The sequence below is a fragment of the Sphingopyxis sp. YF1 genome (assembly GCF_022701295.1).
Classification (GTDB): domain Bacteria; phylum Pseudomonadota; class Alphaproteobacteria; order Sphingomonadales; family Sphingomonadaceae; genus Sphingopyxis.
The window spans coordinates 3488323-3502278 of sequence record NZ_CP033204.1 but is presented as its reverse complement, the minus strand read 5'-3'; the positions used below and the strand labels follow the sequence as shown (position 1 = coordinate 3502278).

At 66.2% G+C, this 13956-nt stretch carries 12 protein-coding genes and 1 tRNA gene; 8 read left to right on the top strand and 5 right to left on the bottom strand.

Annotated elements, in window-relative coordinates; translation table 11 throughout:
• Positions 1 to 215: 215 nt before the first annotated feature.
• Positions 216 to 476: a succinate dehydrogenase assembly factor 2 gene (locus EAO27_RS16955; protein ID WP_242772051.1), complete on the top strand. Its 261-nt coding sequence runs from the start codon at positions 216 to 218 to the stop codon at positions 474 to 476.
• On the top strand, positions 473 to 3967 hold the full coding sequence (mfd, locus tag EAO27_RS16950) for a transcription-repair coupling factor (RefSeq protein ID WP_242772041.1): 3495 nt from the start codon (positions 473 to 475) through the stop codon (positions 3965 to 3967). Before EAO27_RS16955 ends, mfd begins: the two co-directional genes overlap by 4 nt.
• 21 nt (positions 3968 to 3988) lie before the next feature.
• Here mfd and EAO27_RS16945 read toward each other — a convergent pair whose 3' ends face one another.
• From EAO27_RS16945 to EAO27_RS16935, 3 genes are all read right to left on the bottom strand, one after another.
• Positions 3989 to 5197, bottom strand: coding sequence for a GNAT family N-acetyltransferase (locus EAO27_RS16945; RefSeq protein WP_242772038.1), 1209 nt, complete (start codon positions 5195 to 5197; stop codon positions 3989 to 3991).
• Positions 5131 to 5913 carry a cupin-like domain-containing protein gene (locus EAO27_RS16940; RefSeq protein WP_242772035.1) on the bottom strand — a complete coding sequence of 261 codons (783 nt, stop codon included), beginning with the start codon at positions 5911 to 5913 and terminating at the stop codon, positions 5131 to 5133. Before EAO27_RS16940 ends, EAO27_RS16945 begins: the two co-directional genes overlap by 67 nt.
• A 184-nt stretch (positions 5914 to 6097) precedes the next feature.
• On the bottom strand, positions 6098 to 7297 hold the full coding sequence (locus EAO27_RS16935; RefSeq protein ID WP_242772033.1) for a GGDEF domain-containing phosphodiesterase: 1200 nt from the start codon (positions 7295 to 7297) through the stop codon (positions 6098 to 6100).
• Positions 7298 to 7359: 62 nt separating this feature from the next.
• Here EAO27_RS16935 and moaA point away from each other — a divergent pair, with 62 nt between their 5' ends.
• The 6 genes from moaA (at position 7360) to EAO27_RS16905 (ending at position 12875) form a co-directional block, all read left to right on the top strand.
• The gene (gene moaA, locus EAO27_RS16930; protein WP_242772030.1) at positions 7360 to 8364 is read left to right on the top strand and encodes a GTP 3',8-cyclase MoaA; all 1005 of its coding nucleotides are present in this window, start codon (positions 7360 to 7362) and stop codon (positions 8362 to 8364) included.
• Between the two features lie 27 nt (positions 8365 to 8391).
• Complete coding sequence (locus EAO27_RS16925; RefSeq protein ID WP_242772026.1) at positions 8392 to 9162, top strand: NAD kinase; 771 nt, start codon at positions 8392 to 8394, stop codon at positions 9160 to 9162.
• A 120-nt stretch (positions 9163 to 9282) separates the two neighbouring features.
• A tRNA-Asn gene (locus EAO27_RS16920) sits at positions 9283 to 9357 on the top strand.
• Between the two features lie 167 nt (positions 9358 to 9524).
• Positions 9525 to 11093 (top strand): helicase HerA-like domain-containing protein, encoded by a 1569-nt coding sequence (locus EAO27_RS16915; protein ID WP_242780623.1) that lies wholly within the window; start codon positions 9525 to 9527, stop codon positions 11091 to 11093.
• Positions 11090 to 11533 (top strand): hypothetical protein, encoded by a 444-nt coding sequence (locus EAO27_RS16910; protein WP_242772023.1) that lies wholly within the window; start codon positions 11090 to 11092, stop codon positions 11531 to 11533. The genes EAO27_RS16915 and EAO27_RS16910 overlap by 4 nt, the downstream gene beginning before the upstream one ends.
• Positions 11534 to 11588: 55 nt before the next feature.
• On the top strand, positions 11589 to 12875 hold the full coding sequence (locus EAO27_RS16905; RefSeq protein WP_242780621.1) for a cytochrome P450: 1287 nt from the start codon (positions 11589 to 11591) through the stop codon (positions 12873 to 12875).
• A gap of 129 nt (positions 12876 to 13004) precedes the next feature.
• Here EAO27_RS16905 and EAO27_RS16900 read toward each other — a convergent pair whose 3' ends face one another.
• Complete coding sequence (locus EAO27_RS16900; protein WP_242772020.1) at positions 13005 to 13415, bottom strand: thioesterase family protein; 411 nt, start codon at positions 13413 to 13415, stop codon at positions 13005 to 13007.
• Between the two features lie 70 nt (positions 13416 to 13485).
• Positions 13486 to 13956 (bottom strand): preQ(1) synthase, encoded by a 471-nt coding sequence (queF, locus tag EAO27_RS16895; protein ID WP_242772017.1) that lies wholly within the window; start codon positions 13954 to 13956, stop codon positions 13486 to 13488.

Here is a 13956-nt window from a genome sequence, read left to right as displayed (position 1 = left end):
TGGGTATCGAACCGACCCGTAGTTTCCGAAAGGGGGTGGAGAGCTGCCGATTGAGTGGCGAACCGGTTTCCCCTCCCGCAAGCGGGAGGGGAGAAGAGCGGCCGCAACCGGTCGAAAACCGCCATCCCTCCCTTTCGTCATGCCGAAACCGGGGCAACGGCGTGAGGCACGGCGCTTCTCTTGATACATCGCGCAACCGCTCTAAAAGGCCCGCCATGCAAGACCGCCTCAAACGCCTCAAATTCCGCGCCTGGCACCGCGGCACGCGCGAGGCCGACTATATGATCGGCGGCTTCTTCGACCGCTATGCGTCCGGCTGGGACGAAGCGGACGTCGCCTGGTACGAACTGGTCGTCGAGGAGGATGACGTCGACATCATGGCGTGGGCACTCGGCACCGGCCATCCGCCCGCGCATCTCGACCGCCCCGACATGATCGCCGCGATGCGGCGGCTGGACTATATCCCGCTGCCATGACGATGCCCGCCGCCGACATTTTTGCCGCCATCGCGTCGGCACCGGCATCGCTGACCCTCGCGCGCGCCGCGGACGGCTTCCTGCCGCTGCTGCTCGCCGACCTCGCGCGGGCAAGCGACAAGCGGCTCGTCTATGTCGCGACCGACGATGCCGCGATGCAGGCAATCGCCGACGCCGCACCCTTCTTTGCCCCCGACCTCGCCGTCCACCGTTTCCCCGCTTGGGATTGCCTGCCTTACGACCGCGCCGGGCCGTCGATGCGCGTCAGCGCCGACCGGCTTGCGACGCTGTCGGCGTTGCAGGCGCCGCCGGGGCGCGGCGAGCTGATCCTCACCACCGTTGCGGCGCTGACCCAGCGCACGCTCACCCCGTTTCGCGTGCGCCAGCTCGCGACGACGCTGGCCGCGGGGCAGCGGATCGATCGCGATTCGCTCGCGGACCTGCTCGTCTCGAACGGCTTTTCGCGCGTCGACACCGTCGCCGACCAGGGCGAGTTCGCGGTGCGCGGCGGCATCGTCGACCTGTTCCCCGCTGGCGAGGAAACCGGATTGCGCGTCGATTTCTTCGGCGACGAGATCGAGAGCATCCGCCGCTTCGACCCCGCCGACCAGCGCAGTCTCGGGCCGGCGAAGGCGCTGAGCCTGCTCCCCGCCGCCGAAACGCTGCTCGACGAGGCGACGATCAAGCGCTTCCGGTCGAGCTACCGCGAGATGTTCGGCGCGCAGGCAACCGGCGACCCCCTCTATCAGGCGGTGAGCGAGGGCCGGCGGCAGGCGGGCATGGACCACTGGTTGCCGCTGTTCGAGGAACGGCTGGCGACGCTGTTCGACCATATCGACCCCGCGACCCCGGTATTGCGCGGCCACCGCACCGACGCGACCGCCGAGACGCGCTTCGCCGCGATCGCCGACTATCACGCCAACCGCGTCGCCGCCGAGCGCGAATCGCCGGGCAGCTACCGCCCGCTCGCGCCCGAAACGCTGTATCTGAGCGAGGCCGAATGGGCCGGGGCGACGGCCGATCGTCCGATCCATGTCGTCACGCCCTTCGACGTCCCGCCCGCGCCGCGGGTGATCGATCTCGAAAGTTTCGCGGCGCGCGACTTCACCCCCGAGCGCGCCGCCGACCTCAACATCTACGACAAGGTCGCCGACCATCTGTCCGACGAGCGCCGCAAGGGGCGCCGGACGATCATCGCGAGCTATTCGGGCGGCGCGCGCGAGCGGTTGTCGGGGTTGCTGCGCGAGCATGGCGTGACGGCGCTCGCCCCCGCCGACAGCTGGCAGGATGCGCTCGGCACCGCGTCGGCGACAAGCGGCGGCGCGACCGCGATGATCGTGCTGCCGCTCGATCATGGCTTCGCCAGCGACGCGATCAGCCTGCTCACCGAACAGGATATTCTCGGCGAACGCCTCGTCCGCCGCCAGAAGCGTCGCAAGAGTGCCGATGCCTTCCTCGCCGAACTCGCGACGCTCAGCGTCGGCGACCTCGTCGTCCACCTCGATCATGGCATCGGGCGCTACGAGGGGCTGACGTCGATCCCCGTGGGCAGCAGCCCGCACGACTGTGTGGCGCTCACTTACTCGGGCGGCGACAAGCTCTACGTCCCGGTCGAAAATCTCGACGTCCTGTCGCGCTACGGCGGTGAAAGTGATGGCGTCGGACTCGACAAGCTCGGCGGCGAGGCGTGGCAGCGCCGCAAGGCGCGGATGAAGGAACGCATCCGCGAGATCGCGGGCGAACTGCTGGCGACCGCCGCGCAACGCGCTTTGCGATCGGGCGAGTTGCTGGCACAGGATGCCGCCTATCCCGCCTTCGCCGACCGCTTTCCCTATCAGGAAACCGACGATCAGGACCGCGCGATCGGCGATGTTCTCGCCGACATGGCGTCGGGTCGACCGATGGACCGGCTTGTCTGCGGCGACGTCGGTTTCGGCAAGACCGAGGTCGCGTTGCGCGCCGCCTTCGTCGCCGCGATGGCGGGGGTACAGGTGGCGGTCGTGGTGCCGACGACGCTGCTCGCGCGCCAGCATTACAGCAATTTCGTCGATCGCTTCAAAGGCTTCCCGATCAACATCGGTCGTCTGTCGCGCCTGGTGCCGGCCGGCGAAGCGCAGAAGACGCGTGACGGTCTGTCGGCGGGAACGATCGACATCGTCGTCGGCACCCACGCCGTCATCGCGAAATCGGTCGAGTTCAAGAATCTCGGTCTCGTCATCGTCGATGAGGAGCAACGTTTCGGGGTCGTCCACAAGGAGCGGCTGAAGCAGCTCAAGACCGACGTCCATGTGCTGACGCTGACCGCGACGCCAATCCCGCGCACCTTGCAGATGGCGATGTCGGGGCTGCGCGAACTCAGCGTGATCCAGACCCCGCCGGTCGACCGTCTTGCGGTGCGGACTTATGTGGCACCCTGGGATCCCGTCGTCATCCGCGAAGCGCTGCTTCGCGAGCACGACCGCGGCGGGCAGAGCTTCTTCGTCACCCCGCGGATCAAGGACCTCCCCGATATCGAGGAGTTCCTCCGCACCCGCGTTCCCGAGATCAAATATGTCGTCGCGCACGGCCAGATGGCACCGGGCGAGGTCGAGGAGCGGATGGGCGCCTTCTACGACCGTAAATATGACGTGCTCGTGTCGACCACCATCGTCGAAAGCGGGCTCGATATTCCGAGCGCGAACACGCTGATCGTCCACCGTGCCGACCGCTTCGGCCTTGCCCAGCTTTACCAGCTGCGCGGCCGCGTCGGGCGCTCGAAGACGCGCGCCTATGCCTATCTCTCGACGCTGGAGGGCGGCGCGATCACCGATGCCGCCGAGAAGCGGCTGAAGCTGCTCGGCGATCTCGACACGCTCGGCGCGGGGTTCCAGCTTGCGAGCCACGACCTCGACATCCGCGGCGCCGGCAACCTCGTCGGCGACGAACAGTCGGGGCATATCCGCGAGGTCGGCTTCGAACTCTACCAGTCGATGCTCGAGGAAGCGATCCTTGTCGCCAAGGCCGAAGGCATGGGCGCGGCACCGCCGCGCGAAGCCTTGTCGCCCGTCATCACCGTCGATGCTCCGATCCTGATACCCGAGGATTATGTGCCCGATCTGCCGCTGCGCATGGCGCTCTATCGCCGCATCAACGATGCCGAGGATCGCGCCGGCCTCGACGCCTTCGCGGCCGAAATGATCGACCGTTTCGGCCCGCTTCCGCCTGAAACCGCGAACCTGATCCAGCTGATGGAGATCAAGGCGAACGCCAAGGTCGCGGGGATCTCCAAGCTCGACGTCGGCGCCAAGGGCGCGCTCGTCAGTTTCCACGGCGACCAGTTCGCCAATGTCCCCGGCCTCATCGCCTATGTCGAACGATTGAAGGGGCGCGCGCGCCTGCGGCCCGACAACAAGCTGTCAATCAGCGGCGACTGGGGCGGCGTGGGTGCGCGACTCAACGGGGCGCTGCAATTGTCGAAGGGGCTCGGCAAGCTGGCCAGGCAGGCGGGTTGAGCAGATTTCGGGTCGGAGTCTTTATCCGGGCATGATGGCCGTATAGGCGGCCCGCGCCTGCATCAAGCCATCGAAGAGCAGGCGGCGAAGCGGCGGCCCGACCGCGACAGCGCAGTCGAAGATCGTCCGGTTCCCGCCCCAGAGCTGCTGTGCGCAGTTGCCGCCCGCCGACGCGCAGGTGTCGAAAAGCATCGCCGGGTGCCGGTCGATCTCGTCGGCGACGTGACGCATCAGGAGAAGGCCGGGCGCATAGGCCCGATACGCCTCGTCATACGCCATCTTGAAACCGAAGCCGCGGTCGCCACCGACAAACCAGCTCGACATCGCGAGCGGCCGATCGCCGGTCGCCAGCGTTGCCAGCCTGACCTGTCCGTGTTTCCTCCCCTGCGCGATCACCTCGCGGAAAAGGGCTTCGGTCTGGGACGCGCATCCCAGCGCGCTGCCGGCCCGTCCCTTCCATCCCGATTGTTCGAGCGCGAGAAAGTCGTTGATCCATCGTTCGCAATCGGCGCTCGACGTCTGGATGTCGATCGACACGGGGCCGTGGTCACGATTCAGTCGCCGCGCCAGGCTGCGCAACCGTGCCCGCGGCTTGCCCTGCAACGCGAGGATCTGGTTCGGAAGGCGCGCGGCGCGTTCGAACCGGTCGAGCAGGCGAAATCCCCGCCCGCTCGCGGCGCAGACGTCGATCAGCGCAGCGCAGGCCGGGTCGTCCCACGCGAACTGGCGGCAATGCAGCAATGTCCCGCCGTTGCCATGATCGTCGAGATGGCGCAGCAGTGCGGTCCAGAAGCCGTGCGCGGCATCGGGGCGCACGAGCGGCGAACCGAGAAACTGGTTGGTTGCCGACCATGTCTGCCAGTTGGCCACCGGCCAGCGTCCGAAGCGCGGCTGGATCGTCAGCGGCAGCGCCCCGATCCATCCGCCGTCGCGCCGTTGCACGATCGCCAGCCAGGCCGCGCGCGCCGATCCGGCATGGCGCAGCGCAGCATGCATGAACCAATGCTCGGCAAAGACGTTGGCGGTGCCCGCCGCTGTCGACAGCTCCGCCCATCGGGCCTGATCGGCGTCGGTCAGCTCGACGGGGCGCAACAGCCGCACTGTATATGCCTCGCTTGCGCCGGGATCGCGGACGATATCGTCGCCGGTGATCGGCTGATGGATCACAGCAGCCCCACCCGCCGTGCGGCGCGGCAGCCCAAAGCGCGCCAGCGCGGTTGCTGCGGCCATTCCGGAATCCCGGCGGGCAGCCCCAGACGGCGCAGCAGCGGGTTGACGACCAGCGCGTCGGCCGCCGCCGCGCTCCAGTCGCACTGCCAGGTCATCGACAGCGATACCGATGGCGACGATCCTGCCCGCACCCAGTGCGGTGCGGCATAGGGGACATAAAGTGCATCGCCGGGCGTCAGGTGATGCGCCGCGCCGCGCGTATCGAAACCCTCTTGCCACGGCAGCATATTTTCGCCCGCGCGATGATAGGCTTCGCGCTGGTCGCGCGACAGAAAGGGTGGTTCGGGCGGATAGGTGACGAAATCCTTGTCGCCGGCGATCTGGAACAGGATATTATATTCGGCGTCGAAGTGGAACGGAGTCAGCGTGTCCGGCGCCGAGATGAAGACGAATCCCTTGAGCGACTGTGGCGGTCCGGTCAGCGGGGCAATCGTCGGCGCGAGTTCGGCCATCAATCCATGCAGCAGGTCACGATAGCGGGGCAATTGCTCGACGAAGCGTAGCATGATCCAGCTGCCGCTGGTTTCGATCGACGGGATGATATCGGCGGTCGCGCTGTCGTCGGCACCGATCATGGCAAAGTCGCCGCCATTGGCTGCGCCGGCGATACGCCGCTCGATATGCTGCGGGGGCAATTCGCGCGCGGCATCGGCGAGCGCGGGCAAGGACAGCAGCGGATGAGGCGCAAGGTCGTGCCGCAGCATCGCGGACGACATCGGATAGGCCCTCGACAGACCGTCCAGACTCGATGGTGCCACAAAGGTCATAGCCGGTCCTGAACACTCCGCTTCCCGCTTCGGGGCAGTATCGGGCAAGGTTGAAAAACCGGTTAATTCCTGAGATTTGCGTGAACTTCGTGAGCTGCTGCGCGGAGAAAAGAGGGCGGTCGCTATCCCGTCGTCATGCAGTGAGGAGGGCGGGAAGTTCCCCCCCGGGCACCGGCCCCGATTTGAGGAAGCCTTGCCAGGTGGCCACGCCCAGATCCTTCAGACGCGCAAGCTGCGCCGCGTGTTCGATCCCTTCCGCGACCACGAGGAGGCCGAGCGCGCGCGCAAGGTCGACGATCGCGCGCACGACGATACGGTCGCGGTCGCTGCCGTCGATCGTCCGCGTGAAGCCGCTGTCGATCTTGAGATAGTCGATGGGCAGCCGGGCGAGCAGCGACAGGCTGGAATAGCCGGTACCGAAATCGTCGATAGCGATCGCGCAGCCGAGGTTGCGGATCTGCGCAAGCTGCGCCGCGGCGCTGGCGGGGTCGCTGAGCATCGCCTGTTCGGTGAGTTCGAGCGTCAGACGGTCGGGATCGACGCCTGCCGCCTTGGTCATCGCAGCGAACCGGTCGGCAAAATCGGGGTCGCCGAGGTCGGCGGCAGTGATGTTGAGCGATACGCGGAGCTTTGCGAGCGGCTTGGGCCACTTTGCCATTTCGGCAAGCGCGACGCGGTGTGCATGTTCGGTGAGTTCGCACTCCATCCGTGCGGCGCGCGCGGCGGTGACGAGTGCGCCTGCACCGAGCAGGCCAAGTTCGGGATGCTGCCAGCGGAGCAATGCCTCGACACCGGTCATGGCGCCGGTCGCGACGTCATATTGCGGCTGGTAGTGAATTACGACCTCGCCTGCGGACAGCGCCGCCTTGACCGTTGCGCCATCGCGCGCCGATGCGGGGCGCGCGAGCTGGTCGCTCGCGGTGCGCAACTGCTCGGCGACGGGCTCGTCGCGCGTGATCATCGCCGCAGCGATGCGGATTGCGAGGCGGCCGTTGGGATCGCCGACCATCGGCTCGGCGAGCGCGACGTGGAGCGTTCGTTCCTGTGCGCGGAGCGCCCCGAGCGACAGCGGCGCGGCGGGAACGATCAGGAAGCGCGGTCCGTCGAGCCGGTCGATATGCGAACCGTGTCCGAACTCGTCACCGGCGAAATTCTCGAGTCGGCGCCCGACCTCTTCGAGCAGCGCATCGCCCGCTGCGGTGCCCGCGCTGTTGTTGATTCGCGCGAGTTGGTCGACTTGGACCAGAATCACGCCGATGTCGGCGGCGTGGCGGGCGTGCAGCGCCTCAAGGTGCAGGACGGCGGCGGAGAAGGTGTCAACTATGCGATTCATCGGCGCGGCCATAGCAGGCATTGCTTGCCAATCCCCTGCCTTTTGCATCACAATCCGTGCCAATGGTCGCATTGTCACCCTCGACCGCTCCGCTGACCGATGGCCACGGCCGACGGATCAGTTACTTGCGCCTGTCGGTCACCGATCGCTGTGACCTGCGCTGCCGCTATTGCATGGCAGAGGACATGACCTTCCTCCCCAAGGCGGAGGTGCTCAGTATCGAAGAAATGGCGAGACTTGCCGAACGCTTCGTCGCGCGGGGCATCCGGCGCATCCGCCTCACCGGCGGCGAGCCGCTCGTGCGGCGCGGGATCGATATACTCGCGAAGCGGCTCGGCGCGCTGCTCGGCAAGGGGCTCGACGAGTTGACGCTCACGACCAATGGCATGCGGCTCGCTGAATATGCATCGATGCTTGCCGAAGCCGGAGTGCGGCGCGTCAACGTCAGCCTCGATACACTCGACGCAGCGGCGTTTCGTCATATCACCCGTGTGGGCGACCTCGCGGTTGCGCTGCGCGGGGTTGCCGCAGCGCGCGGAGCCGGGCTGTCGGTCAAGATCAACATGGTCGCGCTCGCGGGGCTCAACGAGGACCAGTTGCTGCCGATGCTGGACTGGTGCGCGGCCAATGGTTGCGACCTGACGCTGATCGAGACGATGCCGCTCGGCGAGGTCGAGGGCGATCGCAGCGACCATTATGTCCCGCTTCATCAATTCGTGGCGCCGTTGCGCGCCGAACGGGCGCTCTTTCCGGTCGACAAGCGGACCGGCGGCCCGGCGCGCTATTTCGCGATCGAGGACAGTCCGGTGACGCTCGGCCTGATCACGCCGCTCAGCGACAATTTCTGCGCGACGTGCAATCGTATCCGCCTGACCGTCGAGGGGCGCGTCTATATGTGCCTGGGGCAGGACGATCATGTGGACCTGCGCACCGCGCTTCGCGACGGCGGCGATGTCGATGGCTTGATCGATGCGGCTTTGGCTGGCAAACCCCGCGCGCATGACTTTCAAATCGAACGAGAGTCCAAACCGGCGGTCGCGCGTCACATGAGTGCTACGGGCGGGTAAAGTCCGCCCCTGGGGGACCGAAGCAATATGCAACGCAGGATCGCGCTTGTCGCGTCGAACGCGCCCGCGGCGGCGGAGGCCGAGGCCGAACTTCGTCCGCTGTATGATTTCGTCGACCTTGCCGAGGCCGACATGCTGATCGCCTTGGGCGGCGACGGCTTTCTGCTGCATATGCTGCACATGCTGCTCGACCAGCGTCGCAGTCTGCCGGTGTTCGGGATGAATCGCGGCACCATCGGCTTTCTGATGAACGAGTTCCGCGTCGAAGGGTTGCTCGATCGAATCGCCTCGGCGCGTCCGTTCCTGGTCCACCCGCTGTCGGGGGACATCACGACGATCAGCGGTGAACGGCATATCCTGCCCGCGATCAACGAAATTTCGCTGCTGCGCGAAACGCGGCAGGCGGCGAAGCTCGAAGTAATGATCAACGAAAAGACGATGCTCGAAGAACTCGCCTGCGACGGCGTACTGGTGGCGACCCCGGCCGGATCGACCGCCTACAACCTCAGCGCCAACGGTCCGATCCTGCCGCTCGAATCGGAAATGCTCGCGCTCACCCCGATCAGCCCGTTCCGTCCGCGGCGCTGGCGGGGGGCGCTCGTCCCCGAATCGACCAGCATCCGCTTCAACGTCCGCGAGGCTGCAAAACGCCCGGTCAGCGCGGTCGCCGACCAGCGCGAGATTCGCGACGTGAAGACGGTACTGGTCACCACGGACCGCAGCCGGCCGCTGACGCTGCTTTTCGATCCCGACCAGGGCCTCGACGAACGCATCGCGATGGAACAGTTCATCAGTTGAGCGCATGCGGGAGGCGGACGGCTATCGGCTGTCCGGCTTTCGTGAAACAATCATCATAACCTCTTGCAAATTCCTTCGGGCGGCGGCAAAGGGGCCGCCTTGTCCGCCTCGGCGGATTGCTCCTCGGTAGCTCAGCGGTAGAGCAGTCGACTGTTAATCGACCGGTCGTAGGTTCGAATCCTACCCGGGGAGCCATTTATCCTCTTCGCCACAATTGCAGCCGCTGCCGCCATTGGTTCGGCGGTTCGATCGTCGCGGATGCGGGATGACGGACTTGGCGATTGCCCGTCTCTGCCCTAGACCTTGCGACAGGTTCGAAGAGCGGAGGACAACGGGTGACCGAGGGCGGTACGGCAAGCGAAATCTATATCGGGCTCGGTGGCGGCGGAGCGGCCGATGGGCCGCGCCAGTCGCTGGTGCTGAGGCGCGCGAACCGCCACGGGCTGATCGCGGGTGCGACCGGCACCGGCAAGACGGTGACGCTCCAGGGGCTCGCCGAGGGTTTCTCTGCAGTGGGCGTTCCGGTTTTCGTCGCCGACGTGAAGGGCGACCTTGCCGGCATGGCAATGGCGGGCAGCCCGGCGTCGAAGATGCACGAGATTTTCGCCGCGCGCGCCGCCGAGATCGGCGACAGCGACTGGGCGTATCGCGACAATCCGGTGATTTTCTGGGACCTGTTCGGCGAACAGGGCCATCCGATCCGCACGACCATTTCAGAAATGGGGCCGCTGCTGCTCGCGCGGCTGATGGGGCTGAACGAGGTCCAGGAGGGCGTGCTGGCGATCGCGTTCCGTGTCGCCGACGAGCAGAATCTGCTGTTGCTCGATTTGGGCGACCTGCAGGCGATGCTGGCCTGGTGCGCGCAAAATGCCGACGAGCTGACGATCAAATATGGCAATGTGTCGAAGGCGACCGTCGGGACGATCCAGCGGCAATTGCTGACGCTTGAAAGCCAGGGCGGCGATCATTTTTTCGGCGAGCCGGCGCTCGATATCCAGGACATGATCCGCACCGACGAGAACGGCCGCGGCTACGTCAACATTCTCGCCGCCGACAAGCTGATGGCGAGCCCCAAGCTCTACGCGACCTTCCTGCTGTGGCTGCTCAGCGAAATGTTCGAGACGCTTCCCGAGGTCGGCGACCCCGACAAGCCCAAGCTCGTCTTCTTCTTCGACGAGGCGCATCTGCTGTTCGACGACGCGCCGCCCGCGCTCGCCGAGAAGATCGAGCAGGTGGTGCGGCTGATCCGATCGAAGGGCGTCGGCGTCTATTTCGTGACGCAGAACCCGATCGACATTCCCGAGGATGTCGCGGGGCAGCTCGGCAACCGCGTGCAGCATGCGCTGCGCGCCTTCACCCCGCGCGACCAGAAGGCGGTCAAGGCGGCCGCCGACACCTTCCGTCCCAATCCGAAGGTCGATGTCGCGCGCGAGATCACCGAACTGAAGGTCGGCGAGGCGCTGGTATCGCTGCTGATGCCCGATGGCGCACCCTCGCCGGTCGAGCGCACGCTGATCAAGCCGCCCTGTTCGCGCGCGGGGCCGCTCGATGCCAAGGAGCGCGCGATCATCCGGTCGATCTCGCCGGTCGACGGCAAATATGACACTGCGGTCGACCGCGAGAGCGCCGAGGAGCTGCTCGCCGCCAAGGCCGAGCAGGCGCAGGCCGCGGCGGTCGAAGCCAAGGCGCAGGCTGAGGCCGACAAGGCGGCAGCGATCGCCGCCAAGGAAGAGGCGAAGCGCAAGGCGGCCGAGGAAAAGGAACGGTTGCGGCTCGAAAAGGTGGCCGCGCGGGAGGCGGCGAAACCGAGCATGGCCGAAAAAATGGTCCAGTCGGCCGCACGGTCGGCGGCGACGAGCCTTGGCCGCCAGGTCGCGGGCAAGTTCGGGGGCCAGTTGATGCGCGGCATATTGGGCAGTTTGTTCAAGTGAGCGACGCCGATGCCGCGGTGATGGAGGCGAGCCTGATCGCCATCGCCGACGCCGATGAGGGCAGGGGCATCGATATCCGTCACCGGCTGTTTGCGCGCTTCCTTGCGGCCTTTCCCGCGCGGGTATCTGCCTTCCTCAATCTCGAGGCGGCGTCGTTGCGCATGACCGACGAGACGCTGCAACTGCTCGTCGGACTGGCGCGGGGAGAGCGTTGGGTCGGGCCGCACGTCGCCGAACTTGTCGGCAACCACCGCAACTACGGAGCGTTGACGCGGGCTGAATATGACGCCTTCATCGACCTGATCGTCGAAGAACTCGCCGCAGCGGCGGGGCCGGCGTGGGACGCCGCCGCGGCGGCGGCCTGGACGCGCCACGCGACAGGGCTGAAAGCGCTGGTGGTGCAGGCGCAGACCGACTGGGCGAGTGCACTGTCCGCCTGAGGCGGGCGCACCTTCGCGCTCGACAAGCCCCTCGAATCGCGGCAGCATGGGTTTCATGACAAAACCTATATTGCCCGGAGAGGTAGCCGCCGCCGTCGTCGATCCCGCCGCTTATGGCGAATGGGGCGCGCTCCACGAACGACTCGCCTGGGCGCGCGCCAATGCGCCGCTCGCGGTCGCAGAGAATCCCGAGGTCGATCCTTTCTGGCTGGTGACGCGCCACGCCGACATCATGGCGATCAGCCGCGATCCGCAGCGGTTCGCGAACGGCATCCGTCCGACGGTGCTGACCAACCGCGACGGCGAAGCGCTGGCGCGCGCGGCGACCCCGAACAACGACGGGCACCTGATCCGGTCGCTGGTCCAGATGGACGCTCCCGATCATATGAAATACCGCCTGCTCACACAGAGCTGGTTCATGCCTAAAAATCTCCGCATCGTCGAAGAGCGCATCCGCCAGATCGCGCGTGACACGGTCGAGCACATGCTCAGCTTTGATGGCGAGTGCGATTTCGCGCGCGACGTCGCGGCGCATTATCCGCTGCGCGTCGTGATGGATATTCTGGGGGTGCCGCCCGAGGACGAGCCGCGCATGCTGATGCTGACGCAGCAATTGTTCGGATCGACCGACCCCGAACTCAACCGCAGCCGCGAAGCGATCAGCAGCGCCGAGCAGGCGATCGCGATGCTCCACTATGTCATTGCCGATTTCGAGCAATATTTCGGCGCGCTGACCGCCGATCGCCGGGCCAACCCGCGCGAGGATATCGCGACGGTGATCGCCAACGCGACGATCGACGGCGGGCAAATCCCCGACCGCGAACTGGCGGGTTATTATATGATCATCGCCACCGCCGGCCACGACACGACGAGCGCCTCGACCGCCGGCGCGCTGATGGAGATGGCGAAGGATCCCGCGCTGTTCGGGCGCTTTCGTGCCGCGGAAAGCGACAAGTCCGGGCTGATCGAGGAAGCGATCCGCTGGTCGACACCGGTGCAGCATTTCATGCGCAGCGCGCGCGAGGATGTCGAGATCGGCGGGCAGCAGGTCCGGGAGGGCGACTGGCTGATGCTAAACTATGTTTCGGGCAACCGCGACGAGAGCGTATTCGCCGATCCTTTCGCCTTCGACCCCGACCGGCCGAAGAATCAGCAGATCGCCTTCGGCTTCGGCGCGCATGTGTGCCTCGGCCAGCATCTTGCGCGGATGGAGATGCGCATCCTGATGGAAGAACTGCTGCCGCGGTTGAAGCGGCTGGAGCTGGCGGGCGAACCTGCGCGCGTCGAATCGGTGTTCGTCGGCGGATTGAAGCGGCTGCCGATCCGGTTCGAGGCAGCGTGATGGTTGCTCAGGGCCATCAGTAGGCAGATTTGACGGGGTGGTCGCTTCGCCGGGAGTCGCCTGCCTGGGCGGACGCAATGCTCGTTAGCCCCAACTGGCCTTTTGCCGAAAACGGGGCAGGCGCGGCGTCTAGACCTTCTCACCCGGAAAGAAGCGCGCGATCACGTCGCTCGCCAGCCGCGCGGGGCGCAGCGTTTCGGCGTCGATACAGCACCAGCTGGACTTGACCTCGGCGAGCACTTCCTCGCCGCGTTTGATAACCGTCTCGTAGAAAGCGCGGGCACCCTGTACCTTTTCGAGGATCACCGTCGCGATGACCTGATCGTCGAGGAAGGCGGGGCGGCGGTAGGTGATCTCGTGCTTCAGTGCGACCCACAGATGCGCCGCAACAGCGTCGGGCGGCGCAATTTTGCGCCAGTGCGCGAGCACTGCTTCCTGCACCCAGCTCAGATAATGGGCATTGTTGACATGCCCCATAAAGTCGATCGCGTCGGCGCCGACGGCGATGGCGTGATTGTGGGGGAGCGAGGCGGTGGTCATGTCTTTGACATTAGTGTCAGCAAACCGTGACGGAAAGATGAAAGATCGACTGAATTCATAGAATTTCAGCTCAGCCGCGCCCGCGATAGGGCGCAACGCTCTGATCGGGAAGCCACAGGCTGGCGGGCGGTGCGCCCGATTGCCAGAAGACGTCGATCGGGATGCCCCCGCGCGGATACCAATAGCCGCCGATTCGAAGCCATGTGGGGCGCATTTCATCGAACAGGCGGCGGCCGATACCGACCGTGCAATCTTCATGGAAACCCGCGTGATTGCGGAAGCTGGCAAGAAAGAGCTTGAGGCTTTTCGATTCGACGATGGTCTCGCCCGGAGCGTAGTCGATGACCAGATGCGCAAAATCGGGCTGGCCGGTTACCGGGCAGAGCGAGGTGAATTCGGGCGCGGCGAAACGGACGAGGTAGAGCTCGCCCGCGCGCGGATTGGGAACATAGTCGAGCACCGCGGCCTCGGGCGAGGCGGGCAGTGCGCTGGACTGGCCAAGATGCAGGGGCGCGGGGCGTGGAGGGGTGGAATCGGACAT